At 54.8% G+C, this 5,573-nt stretch carries 2 tRNA genes and 3 rRNA genes; all 5 read left to right on the top strand.

The annotated features are described in order from the left end of the window. The first annotated feature begins 65 nt into the window (after window positions 1-65). The 5 genes from CK503_RS15750 (at window position 66) to rrf (ending at window position 5,506) form a co-directional block, all read left to right on the top strand. A 16S ribosomal RNA gene (locus CK503_RS15750) occupies window positions 66-1,600 on the top strand. Between the two features lie 118 nt (window positions 1,601-1,718). Continuing rightward, window positions 1,719-1,793, top strand: a tRNA-Ile gene (locus CK503_RS15745). 4 nt (window positions 1,794-1,797) lie between these two features. Beyond that, window positions 1,798-1,871: transfer RNA gene (locus CK503_RS15740), tRNA-Ala, on the top strand. A 477-nt stretch (window positions 1,872-2,348) separates the two neighbouring features. Further along, window positions 2,349-5,263 (top strand): 23S ribosomal RNA (locus CK503_RS15735). Window positions 5,264-5,393: 130 nt separating this feature from the next. Beyond that, window positions 5,394-5,506, top strand: a 5S ribosomal RNA gene (gene rrf, locus CK503_RS15730). The 16S, 23S and 5S rRNA genes sit together here with 2 tRNA genes alongside, the layout of an rRNA operon. Window positions 5,507-5,573: the final 67 nt, after the last annotated feature.

The following is a 5,573-nucleotide window of genomic DNA, read 5'->3' as shown; positions in this document are numbered from 1 at the left end:
AGAGATCAATTTAGAAGTACAGTGAAGCTAGGGCCAGAGACTCAAACAATTTATTAGGTGTATTTACCATGGAGAGTTTGATCCTGGCTCAGGACGAACGCTGGCGGCGGGCTTAACACATGCAAGTCGCGGGAGAAGTTGCCCTTCGGGGCAACGGAGACCGGCGGATGGGTGAGTAACGCGTAGGTAATCTGCCGTTAGGACTGGGATATCCCACCGAAAGGTGAGCTAATACCGGATGATGCAGCGGGGCCGCATGGCCACAGTTGTTAAATCCCTCGGGAGCCTAACGATGAACCTGCGTGCCATTAGCTAGTTGGTAGGGTCAAAGCCTACCAAGGCAATGATGGCTAGGGGGTCTGAGAGGATGATCCCCCACACTGGGACTGAGACACGGCCCAGACTCCTACGGGAGGCAGCAGTGAGGAATCTTGCGCAATGGGGGCAACCCTGACGCAGCCACGCCGCGTGCTGGAAGACGGCCCTAAGGGTTGTAAACAGCTTTTACTGGGGAAGAACCTGGACCTTTCGAGGACCACTGACGGTACCCAGTGAATAAGCACCGGCTAACTCCGTGCCAGCAGCCGCGGTAATACGGAGGGTGCAAGCGTTGTCCGGAATCATTGGGTGTAAAGGGTGTGCAGGCGGAAGTCTAAGTCGGAGGTGAAATCTTGCCGCTTAACGGTAAAAGGGCCTTCGAAACTGGATTTCTTGAGTTCGGAAGAGGTTGGTGGAATTCGTGGTGTAGCGGTGAAATGCATAGATATCACGAAGAACACCGGTGGCGAAGGCGGGCAACTGGTCCGATACTGACGCTGAGACAGGAGAGCGTGGGGAGCGAACAGCATTAGATACCCTGGTAGTCCACGCTGTAAACGATGCATGCTAGTTGTTGTCCCTTCGGGGGCAGTGACGCAGTTAACGCAGTAAGCATGCCACCTGGGGAGTACGTTCGCAAGAATGAAACTCAAAGGAATTGACGGGGGCCCGCACAAGCGGTGGAGCATGTGGCTTAATTCGATGCAACGCGAAGAACCTTACCTAGGCTAAATCTACGGTGACCGCTCCTGAAAGGGAGCTTCCCTTCGGGGCACCATAGAAGGTGCTGCATGGCTGTGGTCAGCTCGTGCCGTGAGGTCTTGGGTTAAGTCCCGCAACGAGCCCAACCCCTGTGGTTAGTTAGCAGCAGGTAATGGTGGGGACTCTAGCCAGACTGCCTACGCAAGTAGTGAGGAAGGTGGGGACGACGTCAAGTCATCATGGCCCTTACGTCTAGGGCTGCACACGTGCTACAATGGACAGTTCAATGGGAAGCCAGCCCGCGAGGGTCAGCAGATCCCCAACACTGTTCCCAGTTCGGATTGGAGTCTGCAACTCGACTCCATGAAGTCGGAATCGCTAGTAATCGCGTATCAGCAATGTCGCGGTGAATACGTTCCCGGGCCTTGTACACACCGCCCGTCAAGCGATGGAAGTCAGGAGTACCTGATACGGCCGTACCAACCCTTCGGGGAGGTAGGTCTTTAGGGTAAGCCTGGTGACTGGCGCTAAGTCGTAACAAGGTAGCCGTACCGGAAGGTGCGGCTGGATCACCTCCTTTTTAAGGAGAGCCTTGGCCTTAGCGGCTCGCCGTGTGATCGTCTGTATGTTCTGGTCTCAGCAGGGCCTCCCGATGTGATATGTTCGCAAGTGGGGCGGGCGCCGGCTGACCATTCCATGGGCTTGTAGCTCAGGCTGGTTAGAGCGCACGCCTGATAAGCGTGAGGTCGCAGGTTCAACTCCTGCCAAGCCCACATCGGGGCTATAGCTCAGTTGGCTAGAGCACCTGCTTTGCAAGCAGGGGGTCCGGGGTTCGAGTCCCCGTAGCTCCACAGAGTAGGGGTGAGAAGCATGTCCCGAGTATTCGGGAAGTCCCCGTAGCTCCACGGAGTTTTTGTTGTTCTTTGAGTGATGATGTCGGGGCACGAATGTGCTCGCTGTCGAGGTCGATGGCGAGCAGATCCGTGCCGGAAGGCATGCGTTCTTTGATATGTTGCCGAGTGTTGCGCGTTGATCGCAGGCCAGCTTTGTTAAAAGGCTGCCGGCGAACCCAACAAACAGCCGCTCGTGCAACGAGTTCTTTGATTTTCTTGTCGTGAAGTTGTGGGTCGATGATCGTTGGCAGCGTAGAAAGCAGCCGGCGGACCCGACAAACAGCCTCACCTGCAAGGTGTTCTTTGACGTAGTGATAGCTGATAGGTAAGAAAGGTTAAGATCGAGGTTATTTTTTAGAAATAACACCAACAACAAAGCGAAACGCTCATTGTTTTTCGAGGCTTGCCCGCCGAAGGGTGGTGCAAGTCATATAAGTGAAAGCAGAAAAGGGCGTATGGTGGATGCCTAGGCATAACCAGGCGAAGAAGGACGTGTAAAGCTGCGAAAAGCTGCGGGGAGCTGCACAAGAGCTCAGATCCGCAGGTATCCGAATGGGGAAACCCATCTGCTTTCGGGCAGATATCCGTTTAGGAAGCCAACGGGGGGAACTGAAACATCTAAGTACCCCTAGGAAGAGAAAACAATTCAGTGATTCCGCAAGTAGTGGCGAGCGAACGCGGAACAGCCCAAACCCTGCTGCTACGGCGGCAGGGGGTTGTAGGGCCCACATCAGCCAATCCAAGCGAAGACGAAGCGGACTGGAAAGCCGCCCCACAGAAGGTGACAGGCCTGTAGACGTAAGCAAGGTGCGGTGGTGGGATCCCCTGAGTAGGACGGGACCGGAGAAATCCTGTCTGAACCAGCCGGCACCATCCGGCAAGGCTAAATACTGGTTATGACCGATAGTGAACAAGTACCGTGAGGGAAAGGTGAAAAGAACGCCGAGAAGGCGAGTGAAATAGTACCTGAAACCATACGCTTACAAGCGGTCGGAGTCCCGATTTATCGGGATGACGGCGTGCCTTTTGCATAATGAGCCTACAAGTTGCACCTGTCGTGCAAGGTTAATCTCCTCAGGAGAGCAGCCGAAGCGAAAGCGAGTCCGAATAGGGCGAAAGTACGGCGGGGCAGACGCGAAACCGAGTGAGCTATCTATGGCCAGGATGAAGCGTGGGTAAGACCACGTGGAGGTCCGAACCGACGGGCGTTGAAAAGCCCCCGGATGAGCTGTGGATAGGGGTGAAAGGCCAATCAAACTCGGAAATAGCTCGTTCTCCTCGAAATATATTTAGGTATAGCATCTGGCGTGTAGCATGTCGGAGGTAGAGCACTGATTAGACTAGGGGGCTTCACCGCCTACCAAATCTAGACAAACTCCGAATGCCGACGTGTGTTGCCAGGTAGTCAGCGTGGGGGCGATAACGTCCTCCCGCAAGAGGGAAACAACCCAGACCACCAGCTAAGGCCCCTAAATCCAAACTAAGTTGAACAAAGAAAGTTGGGTTGCCCAGACAACTAGGAGGTTGGCTTAGAAGCAGCCATTCCTTGAAAGAGTGCGTAATAGCTCACTAGTCGAGCGGCCCGGCGTCGATAATTCGCGGGCATAAGTTTGGTGCCGAAGCTGTGGATTGTCCCGATTACTCGGGACAGTGGTAGAGGAGCATTCCAGCGCCATCGAAGTTGCCCTGTGAGGGGTGGTGGAGGTTCTGGAAGCGAAACTGTAGGCATGAGTAACGATAAGAGGGGTGAGAACCCCCTCCACCGAAAATCTAAGGGTTCCTGATCAACGCAAATCGGATCAGGGTTAGTCGAGACCTAAGGCGTAGCCGACAGGCGAAGCCGATGGAAAACCGGTTAAATATTCCGGTACCGCTATCTAGCTATAGATGAAGGCGTCACGCAGAAGTGACACCACCGCCTCGCGATGGAATGCGAGGTTAAAGGCAGTAGGCCGGTGGGTAGGCAAATCCGCCCACCACCAAGGCCGAAAGCCGACAGTACGGGGAGCCTACGGGCAAACCGATAGCGTGGGTAATCTTGCTGCCAAGAAACCCGTCGTCATCTGCTAGCATAGCGCTCGTACCAAAACCGACACAGGTAGATGAGGAGAGGATCCTCAGGTGCTCGAGCGAATCGTGGCTAAGGAACTCGGCAAATTAGATCCGTAACTTCGGGAGAAGGATCCCCCCGGCCGGCTTCGGCTGGTTGGGGGCGCAGTGACCAGGTCCAATCGACTGTTTACCAAAAACACATGCCTCTGCTAAGTCGTAAGACGATGTATAGGGGCTGACACCTGCCCGGTGCTGGAAGGTTAAGGAAGGCTGTTAATCGCTTCGGCGATGAAGCGGCCCACTGAAGCCCCAGTAAACGGCGGCCGTAACTATAACGGTCCTAAGGTAGCGAAATTCCTTGTCGGGTAAGTTCCGACCTGCACGAATGGTGCAACGAATTGGACACTGTCTCAGCCACGAGCTCGGTGAAATTGTGGTATCGGTGATGACGCCGATTACCCGCAGCGGGACGGAAAGACCCCGTGAACCTTTACTACAACTTTACATTGGCTTTAGCTGCCCGATGTGCAGGATAGGTGGGAGACTTCGAAGCGCCAGCGCCAGCTGGCGTGGAGTCGTCCGTGAAATACCACCCTTTGGGCCGCTGAATTCTAATTCCCCACAGGGAAGACAGTGTATGGTGGGTAGTTTGACTGGGGCGGTCGCCTCCTAAACAGTAACGGAGGCTCCCAAAGGTACCCTCAGCACGGTCGGCAATCGTGCGTAGAGTGTAAAAGCATAAGGGTGCTTGACTGCAAGACATACAGGTCGAGCAGCTGCGAAAGCAGGGTTTAGTGATCCGGCGGTTTTCCGAATGGAAGGGCCGTCGCTCAAAGGATAAAAGGTACTCCGGGGATAACAGGCTTATCTCCCCCAAGAGTTCACATCGACGGGGAGGTTTGGCACCTCGATGTCGGCTCATCGCATCCTGGGGCTGGAGAAGGTCCCAAGGGTATGGCTGTTCGCCATTTAAAGCGGTACGCGAGCTGGGTTCAGAACGTCGTGAGACAGTTCGGTCCCTATCTGCTGTGGGCGTTGGAATGTTGCGGAGAGCTGCTCCTAGTACGAGAGGACCGGAGTGGACGCACCGCTGGTGCACCTGTTGTCCGGCCACGGGCATCGCAGGGTAGCTATGTGCGGAAGTGATAAGCCGCTGAAAGCATCTAAGCGCGAAGCACGCTCCAAGATAAACATTCCCTTTACAGCCTTCTGGAAGACGACCAGATCGATAGGCGGCAGGTGTAAGCGTGGTAACACGTTCAGCCGAGCCGTACTAATAAGGCTACCGGCTTCCGCTTATATGGCTTGCACGACCGTTTGGGTCGGGCCGGGCCAAAGCGAAGCAACGAGCAAACAGCAACACCCCGATCTTCCCTTACTCTCAGCTATCACTACGTCGAAGACTTTGATATATTGACCGAATTTTGAGCAGGCGGGCCAAGCGCCGGGGCTCCACCCGTTCCCATCCCGAACACGGCCGTGACACCCGGCAGCGCCGATGGTACTTCCCACAAGGGAGGAAGCGTAGGTCCCCGCCCGCTCTTTTTTTTATTTTTGTATTGTTATTATAAAGGTGATCCACAGATGGGTCACCTTTTTTATTTTAAA

This window comes from Fodinibius salipaludis, from assembly GCF_002287075.1.
Lineage (GTDB): Bacteria > Bacteroidota > Rhodothermia > Balneolales > Balneolaceae > Fodinibius > Fodinibius salipaludis.
Note: the sequence above shows the minus strand (reverse complement) of the source record. Positions and strands in the feature narration are given on the sequence as shown.